This is a genomic window from Rhodococcus sp. 24CO, from assembly GCF_050586165.1.
GTDB lineage: Bacteria > Actinomycetota > Actinomycetes > Mycobacteriales > Mycobacteriaceae > Rhodococcus_F.
The window spans coordinates 48121-67336 of the sequence record NZ_JAZFNF010000005.1; the positions used below are offsets into that span (position 1 = coordinate 48121).

General features: G+C 62.1%; 20 protein-coding genes. 7 read left to right on the forward strand and 13 right to left on the reverse strand.

Annotated features, from left to right (window positions below):
* Position 1 precedes the first annotated feature (1 nt).
* The 9 genes from V2B23_RS13125 to V2B23_RS13165 form a co-directional block, all read right to left on the reverse strand.
* On the reverse strand, positions 2–1711 hold the full coding sequence (locus V2B23_RS13125) for an urease subunit alpha (protein WP_430950756.1): 1710 nt from the start codon (positions 1709–1711) through the stop codon (positions 2–4).
* A complete protein-coding gene (gene ureB / locus V2B23_RS13130) occupies positions 1711–2196 on the reverse strand; it encodes an urease subunit beta (RefSeq protein ID WP_430950757.1) in 486 nt (161 codons plus the stop codon). The genes V2B23_RS13125 and ureB overlap by 1 nt, the downstream gene beginning before the upstream one ends.
* Positions 2193–2495 carry an urease subunit gamma gene (locus tag V2B23_RS13135; RefSeq protein WP_033233970.1) on the reverse strand — a complete coding sequence of 101 codons (303 nt, stop codon included), beginning with the start codon at positions 2493–2495 and terminating at the stop codon, positions 2193–2195. Before V2B23_RS13135 ends, ureB begins: the two co-directional genes overlap by 4 nt.
* A gap of 294 nt (positions 2496–2789) precedes the next feature.
* Positions 2790–3566 (reverse strand): phosphate ABC transporter ATP-binding protein PstB, encoded by a 777-nt coding sequence (gene pstB / locus V2B23_RS13140; RefSeq protein WP_033233969.1) that lies wholly within the window; start codon positions 3564–3566, stop codon positions 2790–2792.
* 58 nt (positions 3567–3624) lie between these two features.
* Positions 3625–4533 (reverse strand): phosphate ABC transporter permease PstA, encoded by a 909-nt coding sequence (gene pstA / locus V2B23_RS13145; RefSeq protein WP_378665121.1) that lies wholly within the window; start codon positions 4531–4533, stop codon positions 3625–3627.
* A 3-nt stretch (positions 4534–4536) separates the two neighbouring features.
* Entirely contained in the window at positions 4537–5628 is a 1092-nt protein-coding gene (pstC, locus tag V2B23_RS13150) for a phosphate ABC transporter permease subunit PstC (RefSeq protein WP_430950758.1), read from the reverse strand.
* A 67-nt stretch (positions 5629–5695) separates the two neighbouring features.
* Positions 5696–6814, reverse strand: coding sequence for a phosphate ABC transporter substrate-binding protein PstS (pstS, locus tag V2B23_RS13155; RefSeq protein WP_430950759.1), 1119 nt, complete (start codon positions 6812–6814; stop codon positions 5696–5698).
* 189 nt (positions 6815–7003) lie between these two features.
* Entirely contained in the window at positions 7004–7903 is a 900-nt protein-coding gene (mshD, locus tag V2B23_RS13160) for a mycothiol synthase (protein WP_430950760.1), read from the reverse strand.
* A gap of 1 nt (position 7904) precedes the next feature.
* Entirely contained in the window at positions 7905–8654 is a 750-nt protein-coding gene (locus V2B23_RS13165; RefSeq protein ID WP_033233964.1) for a winged helix-turn-helix transcriptional regulator, read from the reverse strand.
* A gap of 142 nt (positions 8655–8796) precedes the next feature.
* Here V2B23_RS13165 and V2B23_RS13170 point away from each other — a divergent pair, with 142 nt between their 5' ends.
* The 7 genes from V2B23_RS13170 to V2B23_RS13200 all read left to right on the forward strand — a co-directional run bounded on the left by V2B23_RS13170 (position 8797) and on the right by V2B23_RS13200 (position 12907).
* Complete coding sequence (locus V2B23_RS13170) at positions 8797–9576, forward strand: LmeA family phospholipid-binding protein (RefSeq protein ID WP_430950761.1); 780 nt, start codon at positions 8797–8799, stop codon at positions 9574–9576.
* Positions 9573–10046 (forward strand): thioredoxin family protein, encoded by a 474-nt coding sequence (locus tag V2B23_RS13175; RefSeq protein WP_430950762.1) that lies wholly within the window; start codon positions 9573–9575, stop codon positions 10044–10046. Before V2B23_RS13170 ends, V2B23_RS13175 begins: the two co-directional genes overlap by 4 nt.
* A 10-nt stretch (positions 10047–10056) precedes the next feature.
* Positions 10057–10143 (forward strand): putative leader peptide, encoded by an 87-nt coding sequence (locus V2B23_RS13180; RefSeq protein ID WP_353805918.1) that lies wholly within the window; start codon positions 10057–10059, stop codon positions 10141–10143.
* Between the two features lie 153 nt (positions 10144–10296).
* On the forward strand, positions 10297–10767 hold the full coding sequence (locus V2B23_RS13185) for a DUF4395 domain-containing protein (RefSeq protein ID WP_430950763.1): 471 nt from the start codon (positions 10297–10299) through the stop codon (positions 10765–10767).
* Positions 10768–10845: 78 nt separating this feature from the next.
* Positions 10846–11679, forward strand: coding sequence for a sulfurtransferase (locus tag V2B23_RS13190; protein ID WP_045068818.1), 834 nt, complete (start codon positions 10846–10848; stop codon positions 11677–11679).
* A gap of 3 nt (positions 11680–11682) precedes the next feature.
* On the forward strand, positions 11683–11988 hold the full coding sequence (locus V2B23_RS13195; RefSeq protein WP_430950764.1) for a DUF1416 domain-containing protein: 306 nt from the start codon (positions 11683–11685) through the stop codon (positions 11986–11988).
* Between the two features lie 277 nt (positions 11989–12265).
* Complete coding sequence (locus V2B23_RS13200) at positions 12266–12907, forward strand: FABP family protein (protein WP_172935982.1); 642 nt, start codon at positions 12266–12268, stop codon at positions 12905–12907.
* Positions 12908–13140: 233 nt separating this feature from the next.
* Here V2B23_RS13200 and cydC read toward each other — a convergent pair whose 3' ends face one another.
* From cydC to V2B23_RS13220, 4 genes are read right to left on the reverse strand one after another with little or no spacing between them, the layout of a single operon-like run.
* Complete coding sequence (gene cydC / locus V2B23_RS13205; RefSeq protein ID WP_430950765.1) at positions 13141–14829, reverse strand: thiol reductant ABC exporter subunit CydC; 1689 nt, start codon at positions 14827–14829, stop codon at positions 13141–13143.
* Complete coding sequence (cydD, locus tag V2B23_RS13210; RefSeq protein WP_430950766.1) at positions 14819–16507, reverse strand: thiol reductant ABC exporter subunit CydD; 1689 nt, start codon at positions 16505–16507, stop codon at positions 14819–14821. The genes cydC and cydD overlap by 11 nt, the downstream gene beginning before the upstream one ends.
* A gap of 42 nt (positions 16508–16549) precedes the next feature.
* Positions 16550–17593: a cytochrome d ubiquinol oxidase subunit II gene (cydB, locus tag V2B23_RS13215; RefSeq protein WP_430950767.1), complete on the reverse strand. Its 1044-nt coding sequence runs from the start codon at positions 17591–17593 to the stop codon at positions 16550–16552.
* A gap of 9 nt (positions 17594–17602) precedes the next feature.
* On the reverse strand, positions 17603–19102 hold the full coding sequence (locus V2B23_RS13220) for a cytochrome ubiquinol oxidase subunit I (RefSeq protein ID WP_430950768.1): 1500 nt from the start codon (positions 19100–19102) through the stop codon (positions 17603–17605).
* Positions 19103–19216 lie beyond the last annotated feature (114 nt).

Genomic DNA, 19216 nt, shown 5'->3' on the forward strand with positions numbered 1-19216 from the left:
GTCAGAACAGCATGTAGCGCTGGGCCATCGGCACTACATCGACGGGATTGGGTTGGATCAGATCACCGTCGACCTTGATGGCAAAAGTCTCCGGATCTACGTCGATGGACGGCAGAGCCGTGTTGTTCGGCATGTCGGCTTTGGTGAGGTGACGTGTCGGGCGGATCGCGGTGAGCGAGCGAGTGAGCCCGAGTCGGCCTGCCAACCCGTCCTCGATTGCCATCGGCGAGACGAAGGTCGTGGAGAGGTGCGGGGCCGAGCCCGGTGCGGACGCCATCGCGGGACGAACGAACACCGGCTGAGGCGTCGGGATCGCTGCATTGGGATCTCCCAGCGGCGCAGCAACTATCGCGCCGCCTTTGATGACCGCGGCCGGACGCACTCCGAAGAACGCGGGATCCCACAGGACCAGGTCGGCCATTTTGCCGGCCTCGACCGAACCGATTTCGTGATCGATACCGTGCGCCACTGCGGGGCAGATCGTGTACTTCGCGACGTATCGGCGGGCACGCTCGTTGTCGGCGGGCATGGACGAGCCCAGCTTGCCGTGCTGGGCCTTCATCACGTGCGCTACCTGCCAGGTTCGCAGAGTCACCTCACCGATCCGGCCCATGGCCTGGGCGTCGGACGACGTGATGGAGATAGCGCCGATGTCGTGCAGGAAATCCTCTGCCGCAATGGTTGTCGGGCGAATGCGGGACTCCGCGAACGCAAGATCCTCCGGAACCCGCGGGTTGAGCGCGTGGCACACGATGAGCATGTCGAGATGCTCGGCAACCGTGTTGACGGTGTGTGGCAGCGTCGGATTGGTCGATGCCGGAAGAACATTCGCTTCACCGGCCGTCACGATGATGTCGGGAGCATGCCCACCGCCTGCGCCTTCAGCGTGGAACACGTGAATGCCTCGACCGGCAATAGCATCCAAAGTGTGCTGTACGTAGCCGGTTTCGTTGAGGCTGTCGGCATGCAGCGCGACCTGCAGACCGAATTCGTCGGCAGCGCGCAAAGCTGCGTCGATCGCGGCGGGGGTGGAACCCCAGTCCTCGTGCACCTTGAATCCGCCGGCCCCGGCCAGCGCTTCCTGACGAAGCGCCTCGTGGCTGACGGTGCTGCCCTTACCCAGGAGCAGCACGTTGAGCGGAATGTGGTCGAGCGCACGGTGCATCATCGTGAGCGACCAGGCACCGGGCGTGACCGTCGTGGCCTTGGTGGCCTCGGTCGGTCCGGTTCCGCCGCCGGCAATTGTTGTCGTGCCGGTCGCGAGCGCTTCCAGCATCTCGATCTCGCTGAGAATATGAACGTGCGTATCGATCGCGCCGGCGGTGAGAATCCTTCCCTCCCCGGCGATCACGTCGGTGCTCGGCCCGATGAGCAGCTTGGGATGTACACCGTTCATGATGTCGGGGTTACCGGACTTCCCGATCGCCACGATGCGGCCGTCACGAATTCCGACGTCTGCCCGGACAATTCCCCAGTGATCGAGAATCACCGCATTGGTGATGACCACGTCGAGAGCGCCCTGATCCCGGGTGGTTGTGCCCTGTCCCATCGATTCACGGATGCTCTTGCCGCCGCCGAACACCATTTCGTCGCCAGTTGCGGTGTAGTCGTGTTCGATCTCGATCCAGATGTCGGTATCCGCCAACCGGATCTGGTCGCCCGCGGTGGGGCCGAACAGCGACGCGTAACCACGCCGATCCATCGTGCTCACTACGCGGTCACCTCGTCTGTGTCGTCGTTGCGTGAAATCACACCGTCTGCTGTCGGTGCACCGTCTGATGCCGCGATGTCACTGATGCGAACATTCACCGACGACGCCCGCAGCGGTTCCTCGACCTCGACGCCAGGTGTCCCGAACGGCAACACCGGCTTGGGTTCGCGTGCATGCGTGGGCAGTTGCTCGCCGGATCCGATCTGCAGGCCGGGAACTCGCTTGAGCCCACCGAGTTCGATCAGCGTCACCGTGCGCGAGACGCCTGGCTCGAAACGCACCGAGGTCCCGGACGGAATATCGAGCCGAAAACCGTCGGCCGCTTCGCGATCGAATGTCAGCGCCGGGTTGGCCGCCGGAAGGTGAAGATGCGATCCGATCTGGATAGGACGATCGCCGTCGTTGACGACCACAAGCGTGATTCTGTTTGCGTCCGTGCCGAACTCGAGTGGTTCGGAAGACACCCGCACTTCGCCGGGGATCATCGGATGGGTTCCGTCACGGTGACCAGCTTGCGACCATCCGGGAAAGTGGCCTCCACCTGGATATTTGCAATCATCTCGGGTACCCCTTCCATGACGTCGTCGCGAGTGAGCACCTGGCGACCGGCATTCATCAGTTCCGCAACCGTCATACCGTCACGTGCCCGCTCGAGAATCCAACACGAGATCAGCGCCATCGCTTCGGGGTAATTCAGAAGTACCCCGCGCTCGCGTCGGTCGCGAGCGACCATGCCCGCAACGCTCAACAGCAGCTTTTCGGTATCTGAAGGGGTGAGGTGCACTGACTAGCCCTTCCGGTTGTGGAACGAAAATTGATCTGGCACGGTGCTGACGACGCAGATTCGACAGCACACCTTGGGGCGAGATTAGCATTGCCCGAAGCGTCGCCAGTATCTACGAGATTCACGCCGTCGGCCACTCCGCCGCCCGATGGACACACTTGCGCTGCTCATCGAATTATTCGCGCGCCCAACGCTGCTCAGCTCTGCGGGCCGAAGTGGGAACTATCACCACCACCAAAAAGTTTCACCCCCGTCTCCTGTTGGAAACGGGGGTGAAACATGTTCGTGCAGTCTTTATCCGAAGCGGCCCGAGATGTAGTCCTCGGTGGCCTTCTGTGTCGGGTTCGAGAAGATCTTCTCGGTGTCGTCGATCTCGACGAGCTGCCCCGGCTTGCCGGTTGCCTCGAGGTTGAAGAACGCGGTCTGGTCACTCACACGAGCGGCTTGCTGCATGTTGTGCGTGACGATGACGATGGTGAAGTCCTTCTTGAGTTCGGTGATCAAATCTTCGATCGCCAAAGTCGAGATGGGGTCGAGAGCCGAGCACGGCTCGTCCATGAGCAGGACGTCGGGCGAGACCGCGATGGCCCGCGCGATGCACAGACGCTGCTGCTGGCCGCCTGAGAGTCCGCCACCGGGCTTGTCGAGGCGATCCTTGACCTCGTTCCACAGGTTGGCTCCGCGCAGGGAACGCTCGGCAACCTCGTCGAGTCGCTTCTTGTTGCGCTCACCCTGCAACTTCAACCCGGCGACGACGTTGTCCTTGATGGACATGGTCGGGAACGGGTTGGGTCGCTGGAACACCATGCCGATGGTCTTACGAACACCGACCGGGTCGACGTTGGAGCCGTAGATGTCCTCACCGTCGAGCAACACGGAACCCTCGACGCGCGCACCGGGAATGACCTCGTGCATGCGATTGAGGGAACGGAGCACTGTCGACTTACCGCAACCGGACGGGCCGATGAACGCGGTGACGCTCCGGGGTGGGACGGAGAGGCCGACATCGGCGACGGCGTGAAACTTGCCGTAGTAGATGTTGACGTCCTTGAGATCCAGACGCTTGGCCATTACCGGCTCCCTACTGAGTTGTTAACGCTGTCGAGTACAAACATGTTCTGCGGCCGCGTCACTTGCTGCGGACCTGTGAGAAGTGACCGATCAGCTTGGCGACGATGTTGAGAATCGCGATCAGCAGGATCAGAGTCAGCGCGGCACCCCAGATGCGGTTGGTGCCGGCGTCGGTCGGGTTGTTCATCTCGGCGACCATCAGCGAGGGCAGCGTGCCCATTTCGCCGTTGAACAGGTCGAAGTTGATGAACGGTGCATAGCCGACGAGGATCAGCAGCGGCGCGGTCTCACCGAGTACGCGGGCCAAGGCCAGCATGACGCCGGTGATGATGCCGGGAAGTGCCGTCGGCAGAACGATTTTCGAGATGGTCTTCCACTTGGGAACACCAAGTGCGTACGACGCCTCACGCAGGTCCATCGGGACGATGCGGAGCATTTCCTCGGTGGATCGGATGACGACGGGGACCATCAGCAGCACCAGCGCGAGCGAGACGGCAAATGCCGACTTGGGGAATCCGAACGTCGCGATCCACAGCGCGTAGATGAACAGCGCGGCCACGATGGACGGAACACCGCTGAGGATGTCGACCATGAAGGTCGTGAGCTTGCCGAGCTTGGACTTACGATCCGCGTACTCCACCAGGTAGATGGCAACAAAGATTCCGAGCGGGATCGAGAAGACCGCGCACACGAGGCCTTGCATCAGGGTCCCGACCAGCGCGTGGTAGACACCGCCACCGGACGCCGACGCTGTCAGTCCGCTCATCGAGTTCGTGAACCAGGTCGCAGACGTCAACGCGGGCAAGCCCTTTGCGATGACCGTGAAAAGCACCCAGACCAACGGAATGAGGGCAACCAGAACGGCGAGGCTGACCAGGATCGTCGCAGTGACGTCCGTGGCCCGACGCTTTGCTCCGACGCCTTGGAAGGTGGGCGCCTTGACCGGGCGGTCCAGAGTGGTGCTCATGGGTCAGTCCTTCTTTCCGGCGATCACGGCGCGGGCAGCAGCGTTGACCACGAAGGTCAGGACGAACAGCACCAGACCGGCTGCGATGTACGCACCCGCTTGGATGTCGTTGTTGAACTCCGCGTAACCGAGGGCGATCTTGGAGGCGATGGTCGATCCGCCGTCGAACAGGGACCAGCCGAATGCCTGCGAGGTGGTGCGCAGGATCAGGTACAGGGCCATCGTCTCACCGAGTGCGCGACCGAGACCGAGCATCGATCCGCTGATGTAGCCGGACTTACCGAACGGAATGACGGTGGTGCGCACAACTTCCCAGCGGGTCGCACCGAGCGCGAGTGCGGCTTCGATCTGCGAGCGCGGGGTCTGGATGAACACCTCGCGGGTCACCGCGGTGATGACGGGAAGAATCATGACGGCCAGCACGATGCCGGCGGTGAAGATGGTGCCGCCGCCGGTGATGGAGCCGCTACCGTCGGCGAAGAGGGGGAACCAGCCGAGAGTGTCGTTGAGCCACACGGCAACCGGAGTGATCGCCGGAGCGAACACCAGCAGACCCCACAGGCCGTAGACGATCGACGGGACTGCCGCGAGCAGGTCGATCGTGTAAGACAGCGGACGCGTCAGCCACTTCGGCGAGTACGACGTCAGGAAGATCGCGATACCGAGCGCGATCGGCATCGCCAGCACCAGAGCGAACAGCGACACCAGGACCGTGACCTGGAAGAGGTCGAGAACACCGAACGCCATCGCGTTGATGTCCTGCGTGACCCATTCACGGCTGGTCAGGAAGTTCACCTGGTTGCGGCTCAAAGCCGGTACGGCACGCCAGATCAGGAAGGCGCCGATCGCCGCGATGACAACGGTGATGAAGATGGCCGAACCCGACGCCATCGAACTGAAGATGCGGTCACCCGGGCGGGTCACGGTCTTGCTGTTACCGCCGGCCGGGCCGTCGTCCTTCGGTGGCTGCTCGACTTCTGAAGCCTTGATGGAAGTAATCGTGTCCTCCGTGATGCCGTTCGGACCGCCCACCCCGGCTCCGCTGGTTGCGGAGCCGGAGGAACGAGATGCTGATGTGATGGGCGCGTCGCTCATGTGCGCTCACATTCCTTCACGTTTGAATGTAGATCCATGGGCTTGTCCGTACGAGTCCGCGGTCGAATCAGCCGATGGCTGAGATCGACGCGTTCAGACGGTCCTGCACGTTTGCCGGCAGCGGGACGTAACCCTGCTCTGCAAGGTTGGCCTGCCCCTCGTTGGCGGCACTCGTCAGGAACGACTTCACAGCTGCAGACGTATCGGCGTCGTAGCCGTTGGAGCAGACGATGGAGTACGTCGCGAGAACCAGCGGGTAGGCGCCGGCTTCGGTGGTCTTGAAGATCGACCCGAGGTCGAGCGTCAGGTCGCCGGTGGCATCCGACTTGAACTTGGCGCCGGAAATCGACTTGGAGGCGGTGTCGTTGGTCAGCGCGACAGCTTCGGTGCCGGTGTTGATCTCGGCCATCGACAGTTTGTTCTGATCGGCAAACGACTTCTCGACGTACGTGATGGAGCCCGGTGCCGTCGAAACTGCCTGAGCGACTCCGGCCGAACCCTTGGCGCCCTCACCGACGCCACCGGTGAAGTCAGAACCCGCGCCCGAGGTCCAGACGCCGTTCGACGCTGCCTCGAGGTACTTCTGGAAGTTGTCCGTGGTTCCCGAGGAATCGGAACGGATCACGGGGGTGACCTTCAGATCGGGAAGCTTCGCGTCCGGATTGAGGGCAGCGATGGCCGGATCGTTCCAGTTGGTGATGCCACCGTTGAAGATCTTGGCAAGAACCTCGGCATTGAGCACGAGGTTGTCGACGCCGTCGAGGTTGAAGGCAACCGCGATCGGGCCGAAGACGAGGGGAAGGTTCCAGGCCTCGCCGCCGACGCAGCGTTCCTTGGCCTTGTCGGCCTGCTCGTCCTTGATCGCGGAGTCGGAGCCGGCGAAGTCGATCTGGTTGGCGAGGAACTGGGTGCGGCCGTCACCCGAACCGCTGGGGTTGTAAGCAACGTTGACCGTCTTGCCCTTTTCCTGGCAGACAGCGATGTACGTGGCGACGAACTGGTCCATCGCGTTCTTCTGCGCCGATGAACCAGCCGCAGAGATCTTTTCCTTGCCCTCACATGTTGCTGTCGAAGCGGACGTGTCCACACCACTCGACGATGCGTTGTTGTCGCTGCCACATGCTGCCAAGGTCATAGCGCCCACGGCCACTACGCCGAGCAGAGCACCACTGCGCTTGAAATTCACCTTCGGTCCTCCGGAAATAGCTACCGCCGGGCCCACGATCAGGCGGCGACATGAGATGCAGCGCATTACTGCATCAGGCAACGCGGCGCTGCCCATAGAGAAAAGTAGGGGGGCGCGGTGTCCGGCTGGACCACACAAAGTGAACGGAGAATGAACAGACCGGAGATTTATTCGAGTCGCCGGAGAAAGTCAGGAATTTCGGGCATAGGCCATGTCGGTGTGGAACCTGTCGAAGCCCAATTTCTCGTACGTGTTGAGGGCTACCGTGTTGTCTCCCTCGACGTACAGGAGGACCGTAGCGAGACCACGATCACGCAGGTAGTGCATGCCGGCGAGCGTCAGAACCCGACCGAGTCCGCGTCCCTGCGCCGCCGGATCGATACCGACGACGTACACCTCACCGAGTTCCGGTTCGTCCCCCTCGGGCGGATGAACCTTGGTCCAGTGAAACCCCAGAAGCGTGTGCGGATCAGCGTCCGCATATGCCAGGAACAAACCGGCGGGATCGAACCACCCTTCGGCGGTTCGCTCATCGATCTCCGCTTGCGTCCAACCGCCCTGCTCGGGATGCCACGAGAACGCGGCGTTGTTGACCCGCAAGATCTCGGAATCGTCTTCGTGGCCACGGTACGTCCTCAGCGAAACACCTTCCGGAACAACAATTTCCGGAAGCTGCGGAGCGTCGAGAGGTCGACGCAACTGGAGGAGTTCACGAACACTGACCAGATCCAGGCTCTTTGCGAATTCCACTGCCGCGTCGATGTTTCCGTGTGCCCACACCCGTGTGCCCGGACGGCCTTCGTCGAATACCGAAGTGGCAAGGGCAGTCCCGATCCCCTGCCGCCTGCGAGCGGTATCCACCACGAGTTCCGCCATGTCGGGATGCTCGTCCGAACCGGCTTGCAGTTGGGCGTATCCAACTACAACACCGTCGTCGAGGATCACGAGGTGCCGGGCCTGACCACGGCCGGCAATCGCGTGCCGCCCCTGCTCGGAAACCGGTGCCTTGCCGTCGAATTCCGTTGCACGGTCGACAAGTTCCGCCACCTGCCGAGCCTGATCCGGCGTCAGCACATCGCTCCAACTCATGTCACAACACCGATCCGTCTGCAGCCTCGTAATCGACATCGTCGTCCTCGAATCGAATCGGCGCCGCGGCCCCGTTCTTGGATCGCGTCGGGCGAACCGCCTTGTACCCGACATTTCGGACTGTACCGATCAAGGATTCGTATTCGGTGCCCAACTTGGCCCGCAACCGACGCACGTGGACATCCACGGTCCTGGTGCCACCGAAGAAGTCGTAACCCCACACCTCTTGCAACAACTGCGCACGAGTGAACACCCGTCCCGCATGCTGCGCGAGGTACTTGAGCAGTTCGAATTCCTTGTAAGTCAAATCAAGGGGCCGTCCACGCAGTCGTGCCGTGTACGTCCCCTCGTCGATAACCAATTCGCCCAGCGTGATTTTTCCTGACGCTTCGGGACTGGCAACGCCGCCACTGCGGGCGAGCAACAACCGCAATCGGGCGTCCACCTCAGCGGGTCCCGTACCGGGCAGGAGGATGTCGTCCAACCCCCAGTCCGCGTTGACGGCAACAAGCCCGCCCTCGGTCAGGACAGCCACGACCGGAACGGCGGATCCCGTACTTCCCAGCAGTCGACACAACCCTCGTGCGGCAGCCAGATCAGTGCGTGCGTCGACCAACGCGATGTCGGCCGAACTTGCCTCGAGCAGCGACGAAACCTCAGTGGGAGCAGGCCTAACCGAGTGCGCCAGCAGCGCCAACGCCGGAAGAACTGCATCCGGGTTGGGGTCGGAGGTGAGGAGAAGCAGCTCCACACGGCCTCCTATCTAGTAGCCCGCGCACCCCGGACAGGGCGACGCTCTGGTAGTTCGACCCTTTTGGTCGGTCACTACATTAGCGTGCGCGCCGTTGGGACCGTCGCACCGAACCTACGACGGAGTCCGTCACAATGGTGCTGTGCGCAAACTGATCATCGGCATCGTCTTCCTCCTCGGCCTCGGACTGGTCGCCGATTTCGGTGCCGCCGCGTACGCGGAATACCGAGTTTCCCGCGAGCTACGCGCCGGCGCGTCACTCGACGCCGACCCCGAAGTCACGTTCAACGGCTTCCCGTTCCTCACCCAAGCTCTGGGCGGAAAGTACAAAGACGTCTACATCCGGGCGACCGGAGTGCAGAGCAACATCGTCGGCGAAGTCACCGTCGAAGCGAATCTGCGGGGCGTCACCGTCCCGTTCTCGGACCTGGTCAACGGCAGGGTGACCGAACTTCCCGTCGACAAGCTCGACGGCAGAATGAGCATCAACGCCACGGACCTCGGCAAGCTCCTCGATATACCTGACCTGCAAGTTTCCTCCCCTCCAGCCGACAAGTCCGACGGCACGGGTGGCAGCGGCGGTACCGGGGCGAGCACCGCGGGCGCGATCGTACTGACCGGAACGGTCCCCGTCGGACCCATCGACACCGCAGTCAGCGTTCAGGCAAACCTCGTGCTCGAGGGAGATCAGGTCAAGATCGTTGCAAGCAATCTCTACTTCGGCCCCGAAGGCGAAGCGAACTTCTCGATCCCGTCGGTTCTCGAGCCGGTCGTCCTCGGCATGTTCAGCTACACCATCGACCCACAGTCACTTCCCTTCAACGTGAAGCCGAGCCTCGTCTACGCAGAAGGCGGTCGCATAGTGATCGAAGGCAGCACGGAAAACACAGTCATCAACCTCGCAGATCTGCAGAACCAATGACCGGTATCACAGTTCTACTCATCGCCCTCGTCGCCGTTGTGGCGGTCGGACTGTTCCTCAAGTCGCGTAGCGGGGCCGTTCGAGCCAGCGGCTCGGGTACCCCCGAAGCCGTCGGCAGCCGCATCGAACTCCTCGCTGCGGCGGGCATAACGCCCGGCTCCGGACCAGTCGTCCTGCATTTCTCCGCAGACTGGTGTGGTCCGTGCAGCGCTGTCCGCCGCGTCGTCGATCAGGTGGTGACCACGATGGCAAACGCCCCACATCCGCCCGTCGACATCGAGCTCGATATCGACAAGAACCCGGCGCTTGCGCGTGAGATGAGCGTCCTGTCGCTGCCGACCACCTTCATCCTCGACCGCGACCTGGTCGAACGATTCCGAGTGTCCGGGGTGCCGTCCACCGCGGACCTCACAACCGCGCTCGCCCCCTTCTCAACACCCGGTACCCCGAATTCGCCGTTTGCAGGGTAAACTCCCAACCGTGCAAACCCGCCACGAGCTCATGCTCACCCGACGCCGCGCAGTAGACCTGTGCCGCCTCGGTGGTTGTTGCTGTTCTTGTTGCTGATCACCCAGCACTCAGCCTTCGCTGAGATTCGAGCCTTTCGCTCACGTGATCACTCTCGCCGAATACGGGCTGTCCAGCCCACATTTCTCCGAGCCTGAAGTCTGAATTCTCGGCCCAGGCAAGCACCATGCAACCAACGCAGGAGCACACCCGATGTCCACCACCACTTCGCAATCCGAGCAGGTCGATGTGCGCGGTCCGCGGTTCGCCGCGTGGATCACCACCGCGGTACTTGTTCTGACACTGATTCTTTCGACATTCTCGCTGCCCGCTGCCACCACTCTGTTGGCATTGCAGGCAATCGTCTTCGCGATCGGCGCCGTCGCCGGACCCAAGCGCAGCCCGTACGGACTGATCTTCGGCAAACTCGTCGCCCCACGCATCTCCCCCGTGCGCGAACGTGAACCTGTTGCGCCGCTGCGCTTCGCACAGTTCGTCGGCTTTGTCTTCGCACTCGCCGGGACCGTCGGATTCCTTGCCGGATCCACCGTCGTCGGCACCGTGGCCACAGGCTTTGCCTTGTTCGCGGCGCTTCTGAACGCAGCCTTCGGCATCTGCCTCGGCTGCCAGCTCTACCCACTCGTGACGCGATTCCGAACAATCGGAAGAGCAAGCACCGCGTGAAAGCGCATCACCGGTGACCCCACCGGACACATACCCCCGCAAGACCATATCGAGCACGACCACATCGAAAGGAACACCATGGCTCGCTCCGACGTCCTAGTCTCCGCCGACTGGGCGCAGCAGAACCTCAACGCCCCCAAGACCGTTTTTGTCGAGGTGGACGAGGACACCAGTGCATACGACGGCGGCCACATCGAAGGTGCAGTCCGGCTCGACTGGCGCAAGGACCTCCAGGACAGCGTCCGCCGTGACTTCCTGAACCAGGAGCAGTTCTCAGACCTCCTCTCGGCCAAGGGAATCGCCAACGACGACACGGTCGTCCTTTACGGTGGCAACAACAACTGGTTCGCCGCGTACGCCTACTGGTACTTCAAGCTGTACGGCCACAAGGACATCAAGCTCATCGACGGTGGCCGCAAGAAGTGGGAACTCGACGGACGCGAGCTGTCCAAGGACGAAGTAACCCGTCCCGCAACGCAGTACAAGGCCGAGGCACCCGACTTCTCGATCCGCGCATTCCGCGACGAGGTCATCTCCTCCATCGGCTCCGTCAACCTCGTCGACGTACGTAGCCCCGACGAGTTCTCCGGCAAGATCCTCGCTCCCGCGCACCTTCCGCAGGAGCAGGCTCAGCAGCGTGGCCACGTCCCCACCGCGATCAACATCCCGTGGAGCACCACCGCCAACGAAGACGGCACCTTCAAGTCCGACGACGACCTTGCAAAGCTATACGCGGACAAGGGCTTCGACGACACCAAGAACACCATTGCCTACTGCCGCATCGGAGAGCGTTCGAGCCACACCTGGTTCGTCCTGCAGGAAATCCTCGGCAAGAGCAACGTCAAGAACTACGACGGCAGCTGGGTCGAATACGGCTCACTCGTCGGCGCACCGATCGAATTGGGAGCATAGAACATGTGCGGAGCACCTACTCAGGGTCAGACCCTGCCTGCCGGCGTCGACGTCGAGAAGGAAACCGTCATCACCGGCCGTGTTCTCGCGGCTGACGGCCAGCCCATCGGCGGCGCATTCGTGCGCCTGCTCGACGGCTCCGACGAATTCACCGCCGAGGTCGTCGCGTCCGCTACCGGCGACTTCCGATTCTTCGCCGCCCCCGGATCCTGGACTGTGCGTGCACTCTCCAGCTCCGGCAACGGCACCGCCACCGTGAACCCCGAAACCTCGGGCGTCCACAACGTGGAAGTCACGGTCAGCAAGTAAGTTCCAGACTTACCAGCAAAGGTCCCGCATCCCAGGAGGATGCGGGACCTTTTCTTGTCGTTTCATTTGTCACAGCCTCCCGATTTTTCCGGCAGGTCGAGGCCGTCTAAGATAGGCACGTGGTCATCTTCTTCGAGGTACTTCTCGCACTCGCATCCGTCATGATCGCTTGGTTCTCCGTGTACGTCGTTTACCGTTTGGTCACCGACGAATCGTGAGTCAAGCTCCGGGATCAGGGTCTGACGCGACAGCTGACGATTCCACCGCTTCAGGTGCCATCAGGCGCGGCAGCGGGGATGAGGCAGTCGCAATAGCTGTCGAACGTTCCAAGTCGACAGCTTCACTCAACATTCCCACTCTCCCGGATCTCCCGGTCCCCGAGGACACCGCAAATCTGCGACTCGGCCCGGACATCAATCCTGCCCTTCTCGCTCTGCTGCCGCTTGTCGGTGTCTGGCGCGGCGAAGGCGAAGGTCATGACCCGGAAACGGGCGACTATCCCTTCGGGCAACAAATCGTCATCTCCCACGATGGTGGCCCCTACCTGTGCTGGGAATCCCGATCCTGGGTTCTCGACGCCGAGGGCAATTACACCAAGCCCGACACCCGCGAAAGCGGCTACTGGCGCATGGGTGGCGACGGTATCCCCGGCAGCGTGAACGAGGAAGTAGTCGAACTACTCCTCACCCACAGCTCCGGCGTCGTCGAAATGTACTACGGCACCGCACTCACCCAATCGTCGTGGGAACTCGCGACCGACGTCGTGATCCGCAGCCAGTCCGGTGCCCTGTACGGCGGCGCAAAGCGTCTGTACGGCATCGTCGAAGGTGGAGACCTCGCCTACGTCGAGGAGCGAATCCTCGCGGACGGCGCGCTCGAACCGCGCTACTCGGCGCGGTTGACGCGCTACATCGGCTAACTGCTACACACAGCACGAAGCGACCCCCGAGCCATACCCACGCTTTCGCGCAGGTCCCGGTCGGACTGATCGGGGGCTCGGGGGTCGGGTGGCTGCCCGGGATTCGCCGGCCGCTCCTGCGGTTAGTGAATTCCGTCAGCGATTGCGGCTAGCTGGCAGCCACCTCACGCGTCCGTCTGTACTTCAATTTCAGACCACCTCCTTCCTTGTGTACAGGAGAAAGTACGCCCACTTCACCGCGACGGCAATTTATTTTCCGCTGAAAACTTTTCGACGCATATCACCTGGTCAGCTCCAGTGTGTTCCGGAAGTTGATGGGTGACGACGACGACGGTCCGGGACGGAGCCAGCAAGGTGCCGTCTCGTCCGAGGAGTTCACGCAGCACCTCCGCACCGGCTTCGGCATCCATGTGTTCGGTTGGTTCGTCGAGGAGCAGGACCTGCGCGGGTGACACGAGCGCCCGCGCCAACAGCAATCGCCGACGCTCGCCGCCTGAGACTGCTCGCATGCCGCCGACGAGAACGGTGTCGAGTCCGGCGGGCAGGTGAGCGAGCCACTCCCCCAGACCGACGTCACCAAGCACTGTCTCCGCGGCAGCCGCCGTGAGATCACCGCGCGCTACTCGCAGATTTTCGAGCACGGAGGTCTCGAAGAGATGTGCGTCTTCTGCGAAGAACCCGATATGTCGGCGAAGTTCTGCTGGTTCGATCTCTGAAATCGGAACGCCACCAACGGAGATTGTCCCCGACACCGGCGGGAGGAGCCCCGCCATCGTCATCAGGGCCGTCGTCTTCCCTGATCCGCTCTCGCCGATCATCGCGATCCGCGTGCCGGGGAGCACGTCGAACGTGAGCGGTGCGGTGACATTGCCTCCAGGCCAGCCGGCGCGCAGTCCGTCGACGGTCAGGACATCCGACTCGGGCCATGCGTTGTCGCCCTCTGCAATCTCCTCGTCTGCGCGGTCGAGTACCGCCATAATTCGCGCTGACGCCAACCTCGCTTTGGTCAATGCCACTGCGGCAGTGGGCAGAGCCGCAGTTCCCTCGAACGCCGAGAGCGGGAGCAATACGAGGATGCCCAGTGCCATCGGTGTCATGTCGGTATCCCCGTAGAGCACGATACCGATGAGCAGCGACGCCAAGACGCTGACTCCCACTGCGAGAGGTGTTGCGGCAGCGGCAAATGCGCTCGGCACCGCAGCGCGGTCGGTAGCATCGACCACGTCGCCTTCGGCCGACACCGCGTCGGACACGGCAGCGTCCAAACGTCCCGCCACTCGAAGCTCGGCCGAATGATCGAGCGCGGTGACCGCTGACGCACTGAATCGCACAGCAGCAGAAGAGCTGTCGGTTTCAGCGATTCGAGCAGCTCGGGCCGATAGCCAGGGAGCCAGTATTCCGGAGACCGCGAGCGCGATCGCCAAAACCATTGCCGCCGGCACGGAGATGAACATCAAGATGCCCACGGCAACAACGGCAAGAATAGCCGATACAGCTATGGGGACAAGTGCTTTCACTACCACGTCACCGACTGCATCGACGTCCGCTCCGGTGCGCGCAAGCAAGTCGCCACGTCGCAGGCCTGCGGCCGCAGCCGGGTTACCCGCTGCTAGGCGCGCGTATATCTGGGCCCGCGCTGCCGTTGTCCCGCGCAGCGCAACATCGTGCGTCGTGAGACGCTCCAAGTAGCGGAACACACCCCGGAATATACCCAGAGCACGCACGGCAACAACAGCCACGCTGAGATCCAATACCGGCGGCATTTCCCAGGCCCTGGTGATCAACCAGGCAGACAGCGCCGCCAACGCCAGAGCACTGCCGAGCGTCGCCACGCCGGCCGCGACGGCAATGAGTACGCGTCGTGGTTGCAGTTCTAGGAGACCCAGTGCGCGCAGCAACGGATCGCGGTGGTCAGTTCTCATGTGCGTGCACCTCGATGATCTGATCTGCGGCTGCAAGCACGCTGGGGCGATGTCCGATGACTATGACGGTGTCGCCGCCCTTCGCTCGCGCTCGCAATGCATCCAGAACCGTAGTCTCCGAATCCGCATCCAGGTGGGCGGTGGGTTCGTCCAGCACAAGGACGGGCCGGTCGGACGCCAGGACACGTGTCAGTGCCAGCCGTTGCCGCTGCCCGAGTGAGAGACCGGAACCACCGGCCCCCACCACGGTGTCGAGTCCTGAAGACAGTTCGGCGAGAACTCCGTCGAACCCTGTGGCCGCAGAAGAATACTGCAGCGCATCGGAGTCGATGGGTCCGGTGAGATGGAGGTTTTCCCGAATGGTTCCCGGCAACATGACCGGATGTTGTGGCAGCCAAGCGATCTGCGCCCACCACGCGTTCTCGTCGAGTTGCCGAACGTCGGATCCGCCGACGCTCACAAAACCACCGCTGGGTTCGATCAACCCGAGCAGGGCCTGCACCGCGCTCGACTTGCCGGAACCGTTTGCTCCGGTAAGAACGGTGATCGCACCGGGTCGCATCACTCCCGAAAGCTCGTACGGCGCAACACCACCACGCGAATTCACGCTCAGCGTGTCGAAAACGATGTCCGTGCCGCGCGCATCAACCACGGCTGCGCCGCCGACGGGTGCAGAGGTGTCCGCTTCGATGACACTGAAAGCTTTGTCCGCAGCCGCCATTCCGTCCTCGGCCGCGTGAAACTGCATTCCGACCATCCGCAACGGCAGATACACCTCCGGGGCAAGAATCAACGCAACGACACCTGGCTCGAGCGACATGTCGCCGTACACGAGCCGCAAGCCGATACTGACCGCCACCAAAGCGACACTCAGCGTTGCAAGGAATTCCAACACCATCGACGACAGGAATGCGACCCGCAGCGCGGACATCGTGGTGCGGCGATGCGAATCGCCCAGTTCCCGAACCCGCTCGGCCGGACCGTCTTGTCGACCGAGCGCTCGCAGCGTGGGCAAACCCGACAGGAGATCGAGCAATTGCGACGACAGCGTCGTCATCGCAGCCAGGGTCTTCTCGGACTTACCCTTCGTCAGCAATCCGATCAGGATCATGAAAATCGGAATCAAGGGCAACGTGATCAAGATGATTACTGCCGACGTCATATCTTGCAGGGCAATAACTATCAGCGTGATCGGGGTCAGCGTCACCGACAGGATCAACGACGGCAGATAGCCCGTCAGATACGGAGCAAGACCGTCGACACCACGGGTGAGAACCGTAGCGATCTCATCGCGACGTGGATCGAGATCGCGGGGACTCATCGCCGTCGCCGACGCGAGCACACCGTCCTTGATCTCGGCCACAACACGGGTCGACGCGCGGTGAGCGAACCGCGCTTGCAGCCAGGTACCCAGTATTCGAATCCCGACAGCGCCTGCGAGGACACCGAGTTCGGTTGTCCACGAGGAAATATCGACGGTTCGGGTGGTGATGACGCCGGCCAGCACCCGGCCGATCATGAGTGCCGAGACGATAACCATCACGACGTTGATGATCGACAGAGCCACTGTCAGAATCAGATATCCACGCGCAGAGGCGGAATGCCGCCACAGACGCGGATCGATCGGTCCGCGGCGACGCTCCCGAGTGGTGGGAGCGTCGCCTACCTCGATTGTCACTTGAATTCGACCGTCACTTCTTTCGAGGCACTGATGCCGGATTTACCACGTCTTGGCTTTGAACTTCAGCCCGATCGACGGTGGAATCTGCTTGGTGGAGATGCGCTGGCGGAACACCCAGTAGGTCCAGCCCTGGTAAATGATCACGATCGGCGTCATAAATGCCGCCGCCCAGGTCATCACCTTGAGCGTGTACGGACTCGATGACGCGTTCTCGATGGTCAGGCTGTACGCCGGATCGAGCGTCGACGGCATGACATTCGGGAACAGCGAGGCGAACAGCAGCACGACGGTGGCGATCACAGCCACACAGGTGAGGACAAAGGCCCAACCTTCGCTCTCGGCCCGCGTCAGGAAGACGACGCCGATCAGTGCTGCGGCAGCGAGTGCCACCAGAATCCACGTCCACCCCTTGCCGTAGGCGAGTTGCGTCCACAGAACGAATCCGCCGGCGACCGGGATAGCTGGAATTGCCAGTCGTGCAGCGATTTTCACTGCGTCTTCGCGAACCTCGTCGGCGCTCTTGAGCGCCAGGAACACAGCACCGTGGAGAGCGAACACCAACGCGGTGGTCAGACCGCCGAGCAGTGCGTACGGGTTGAGCAGATCAAAGAACCCTGACACGACCTGCTTGTCGGCATTGATCGCCACGCCCCGAACGATGTTCGCAAAAGCCACGCCCCAGAGAACTGCCGGGACCCAGGAACCGAAGATGATGCCCCAGTCACAGCGCTGCCGCCATTTGTCGTCGTCGATCTTGCTTCGCCATTCGATGGCGCAGATTCGAACGATCAAGGCCACCAGGATGATCAGCAGTGGCAGATAGAACCCGGAGAACAACGTCGCGTACCACTCCGGGAAGGCCGCGAACATCGCGCCGCCGGCGGTGATCAGCCACACCTCGTTGCCGTCCCACACCGGGCCGATCGTGTTGAGCGCTACCCGTCGACGCGTATCTGCCGGCAGCCCACTGCCTCTGCCGACGATCGGCATGAGCATTCCGACACCGAAGTCGAAACCTTCGAGGACGAAGTAGCCGACGAACAGTACTGCGACGAGCACGAACCATACTTCTTGAAGTCCCATGATCGCCTCCTAGTACGCGAACGACAGTTGTTTGGGTTTGTCCGGATCTTCCGGCTCTTCGTGATCGGTATCTCCCGGCGGATGCATGTCGTGCTCCAACGGGCCTTCCTTCGCGTACCGCACGATCAGCTTGAACCAGACGACACCCAGCGCGCCGTACAGAAGGGTGAACGTGATCAACGAGGCCCAGACCGTTGCCGACGCGTGGTCCGAAACACCTTGGTCGACAGTGAGTCTGATCATGTCTACGCCGGTCGGGTTGGGATGCACCACCCAGGGTTGCCGACCCATCTCGGTGAAGATCCAGCCGGCACTGTTCGCGAGGAACGGCGTTGGAATCGCGACGATGCTCAGGATTCCGAACCACTTCTGGTCCGGGACCCGCCCCTTGCGAGTGACCCACAGCCCCGCGAGAGCCAACGCTGCCGAACCGGCGGCAAGACCGATCATCGCGCGGAAAGACCAATACGTGACAAAGAGATTCGGGCGGTAGTTGCCGGGTCCGAAGTCCTGCTCAGCCTGTTCCTGCAACTGGTTGACGCCTTGAAGTTCGACACCGGTGAACTTGCCCTCGGCCAGCCACGGAAGAACGAACGGCACCTTGAGAACGTGCGTCACACTGTCACAGTTGTTGTGAGTACCGATGGTGAGAATCGAGAAGTCCGGATCCATCTCGGTCTCACACAGCGACTCTGCCGACGCCATCTTCATCGGCTGCTGTTGGAACATGAGCTTGCCCTGGACGTCACCGGTGTAGATGATGCCGATGCCGGCCACGATCATGACGAGCAAGGCGAATCGTGTTGCCGGACGGTACATCGTCCGTGCATCGGATTCGAGACGCTCGGCTTCGGCGGCCTCAGCCTTCTTGGCGCGGCGCATGTTCCGCACCATCCACCAACCACTGATGCCGGCAACAAACGTCGCCGCGGTCAGGAAGGCGCCGGCGACGGCGTGCGGGAAGGCGGCAAGAGCAGTGTTGTTGGTCAACAACTCCCAGATGCTGGTGAGCTCGGCACGACCCGTCTCCGGGTTGTACACCGCTCCGACAGGGTGCTGCATGAACGAGTTGGCCGCGATGATGAAGAAGGCCGACGCGTTGACGCCGATCGCCACGAGCCAAATGCACGCCAGATGAACGAGTTTGGGCAGCCTGCCCCAACCGAAGATCCACAGTCCGATGAAGACGGACTCCATGAAGAAGGCCACAAGACCTTCGAGAGCCAGCGGTGCACCGAATACGTCACCGACAAATCGTGAGTATTCACTCCAGTTCATGCCGAACTGGAATTCCTGCACGATGCCGGTGGCCACACCGAGTGCGAAGTTGATGAGGAAGAGCTTGCCGAAGAACTTGGTGAGCCGATACCAGTGGTCCTTTTTGGTGACCACCCACATCGTCTGCATGATCGCGATCATCGGTGCAAGTCCGATGGTCAGCGGAACAAGGATGAAGTGGTAGACGGTAGTGATACCGAACTGCCACCTGGAGACGTCCAAAGTATCCATTGGCTACTCCGAGAGTAGGGCCCTGGGACAGGCTTCGGGGTTCGAGACGCGGGCAGTCGCTCGGCCCCTGCGGACACGGTACTGCTGTCCGGTTTGGACCGCAGGACTTTGCTA

Excerpts from the sequence above, each read along its gene's own strand:
- ureB (WP_430950757.1), bottom strand. The coding sequence starts at position 2,196 with ATGATCCCCGGCGAAGTGCGGGTGTCTTCCGAACCACTCGAGTTCGGC.
- pstB (WP_033233969.1), bottom strand. The coding sequence starts at position 3,566 with ATGGCCAAGCGTCTGGATCTCAAGGACGTCAACATCTACTACGGCAAG.
- pstA (WP_378665121.1), bottom strand. The coding sequence starts at position 4,533 with ATGAGCACCACTCTGGACCGCCCGGTCAAGGCGCCCACCTTCCAAGGC.
- pstC (WP_430950758.1), bottom strand. The coding sequence starts at position 5,628 with ATGAGCGACGCGCCCATCACATCAGCATCTCGTTCCTCCGGCTCCGCA.
- mshD (WP_430950760.1), bottom strand. The coding sequence starts at position 7,903 with ATGAGTTGGAGCGATGTGCTGACGCCGGATCAGGCTCGGCAGGTGGCG.
- V2B23_RS13175 (WP_430950762.1), top strand. The coding sequence starts at position 9,573 with ATGACCGGTATCACAGTTCTACTCATCGCCCTCGTCGCCGTTGTGGCG.
- V2B23_RS13185 (WP_430950763.1), top strand. The coding sequence starts at position 10,297 with ATGTCCACCACCACTTCGCAATCCGAGCAGGTCGATGTGCGCGGTCCG.
- V2B23_RS13190 (WP_045068818.1), top strand. The coding sequence starts at position 10,846 with ATGGCTCGCTCCGACGTCCTAGTCTCCGCCGACTGGGCGCAGCAGAAC.
- V2B23_RS13195 (WP_430950764.1), top strand. The coding sequence starts at position 11,683 with ATGTGCGGAGCACCTACTCAGGGTCAGACCCTGCCTGCCGGCGTCGAC.
- cydC (WP_430950765.1), bottom strand. The coding sequence starts at position 14,829 with ATGAGAACTGACCACCGCGATCCGTTGCTGCGCGCACTGGGTCTCCTA.
- cydB (WP_430950767.1), bottom strand. The coding sequence starts at position 17,593 with ATGGGACTTCAAGAAGTATGGTTCGTGCTCGTCGCAGTACTGTTCGTC.
- V2B23_RS13220 (WP_430950768.1), bottom strand. The coding sequence starts at position 19,102 with ATGGATACTTTGGACGTCTCCAGGTGGCAGTTCGGTATCACTACCGTC.